We start from the raw sequence: 1,937 nt of genomic DNA, 5'->3' as shown, positions 1-1,937 counted from the left end.
TCGTCCGACAGTCTTAACTCGGCCTTCGGCCGCCCGGTCCGTGCCATGGAGCCAGCCTATACATCTGAACAGAATTCCTGACTCAGAAGACTAGGTAGCGTCTTGGCGGTCACGGGTCGAGCCAGATGAGTGTGCTGGCCTGGGTGATGGCGGTGAGGTGGCGGCCGGGCGGTTTCTCGTAACGGGTGGCGATGCCGCGCGGCTGCTTGAGGCGGTGGAAGCAGCGTTCGACGACGTTGCGGCGGCGGTAGACGGCCTTGTCGAAGCTGCATGGCCGTTCACGGCGTCGGCGTCGGCCCGCGAGGTGGTCCACGCGTTCCGGGGATGGCCGCCTTGATTCCGCGTCTGCGCAGGTAGGCGTGGAAGGAGCGGGCGGAGTAGCCCTTGTCCGCCACCGCCTGATCCGGCCGGACGCGGGGCCGTGCCGGCCCGGGCCGGGTGACGCGGATGCGGTCGGTGACCGCCTCGGCCTGCGTGCAGTCGTCGCAGGTACCTGGCGTGACCGTGACAGACAGCGGTCGCCCCCGCCCGTCGCAAGGCCAGGTGGATCTTGCTGGTCAGCCCGCTACGGGAGCGCCCGAGTCCTCGTTCCTCAACCCCCTTTGGCCGCGGTGTGCTGATGGGCCCGCACGACGGTGGAGTCCACCGCGACCAGCCAGTCCACCTCCGCCCGGCTCTGGGCTCCGGCCGAGCCGGCCGAAGGTGCCGTCGGCCACCCAGCGGGCGCAGCGTCCGCGCACCGTCTGCCAGAGCCCGAACCGCTCGGGCAGATCCCTCCAGGACACACCTGATCGGAAAGACACTGCCTAGCTGCGGCGGGATAGTTGCATGGCCCCACCGACACCACCAGAACCAGAGCATGCCCTGTCGCTCGCACCATGATCTGTCGTACAACGAGGGCCGTCGCATCCACCTCTATGCGTTCCGAGAAATGTCCTCGGTGCCGAACGTCGCGGCCAGTGTTCTCATCTTGTGGGTGCTGACGCGGGCCTGTGGCATGCCGGTCAACTGGGCCTGGGCCTGGTTTCCCCTCGCGATGTGGGTGCTTCTCGGACTGCTGGCATTACACAGGGCCGACGGAGAGCATGTTCGCACGATACGTTCTCCGGCTCCGTTCGGCTGACAGAGGATGAGCGAAGAAAGATGAGGCCCGTCTGGTCAGAGGCAGCGTATTCAGACCCTTGACGTCCATGGAGCTCTTCGGACTCGTCGCAGCAGTGTTCCTTGGCGGCACCCCAGTAGCGGTCATGGCCACGATGTTCTGGATGCTCGCCCCTCTCGTGCTGCTTCCTATTGGTCAGCCGCCATCAAGCGGGCGGGCTGAGCTTCGAGCCGACGACTACGCGGCGCGTCTTAGCTTCGCGCCGATGCTCGCAAAGGTCTTGCACAGAATGGACGAGTCGGAAGCGGTGCAGCCCGTTCACGTCCGCGCCGCACGTTTCGGCGGGGCCTTGCAGCCATGCTGTCACCGAGCGCCAGGCTTCAGCACCTGCGTCCATACCTTGGGGATCCGCCGAGCGACGTGTCGCTGGTAGGTCTTGCTCAGAAGTCACCTGAGGAGCAGCAGATGTGGCTGAACGAGCTGATGGAGAATCTGCATTTCCCCGCCGCAGCATCCGCCATGGTGCAGGCCCTCACCACGGTCTTCCTTACCCTTGCCTGCCCCCGAGAACACCACCGGGAGCCGCGATGCCGTACGTCCTATCGCGAACGGAGGAAGTAGTGGCGTCGAACAGGCGTGCTCCTCGACGACCTGGCTCCGAGCAACCGACTGGCCGCTGGGGTCCGCCAGCCGGACCTTGCGGTTGACGGCCAGCGGCTCGGGCCCTCCGGCGGCTCTTTAGACCGTGTCCTACGTGGTGAGGCGGACGTTGACCCGGGCATGGGGCGGGGAACGTGGAGCTGGATCGTGCCGGACGGGTTGTGGGAGATCGCGA

General features: G+C 66.4%; 2 protein-coding genes and 1 pseudogene. All 3 read right to left on the bottom strand.

Translation table 11 applies throughout. The features are described from left to right. Nucleotides 1-109: 109 nt before the first annotated feature. Nucleotides 110-313, bottom strand: a complete 204-nt coding sequence (locus ACF08N_RS38075; protein ID WP_392329270.1) for a transposase — start codon at nt 311-313, stop codon at nt 110-112. Then, nucleotides 279-524: pseudogene (locus tag ACF08N_RS38070) on the bottom strand (transposase); the annotation flags it as partial. The gene ACF08N_RS38075 and the pseudogene ACF08N_RS38070, both read right to left, overlap by 35 nt. 33 nt (nt 525-557) lie before the next feature. Continuing rightward, nucleotides 558-785: a transposase gene (locus tag ACF08N_RS38065; RefSeq protein ID WP_392329269.1), complete on the bottom strand. Its 228-nt coding sequence runs from the start codon at nt 783-785 to the stop codon at nt 558-560. Nucleotides 786-1,937: the final 1,152 nt, after the last annotated feature.

This window comes from Streptomyces sp. NPDC015127, from assembly GCF_043080095.1.
GTDB lineage: Bacteria > Actinomycetota > Actinomycetes > Streptomycetales > Streptomycetaceae > Streptomyces.
Note: the sequence above shows the minus strand (reverse complement) of the source record. Positions and strands in the feature narration are given on the sequence as shown.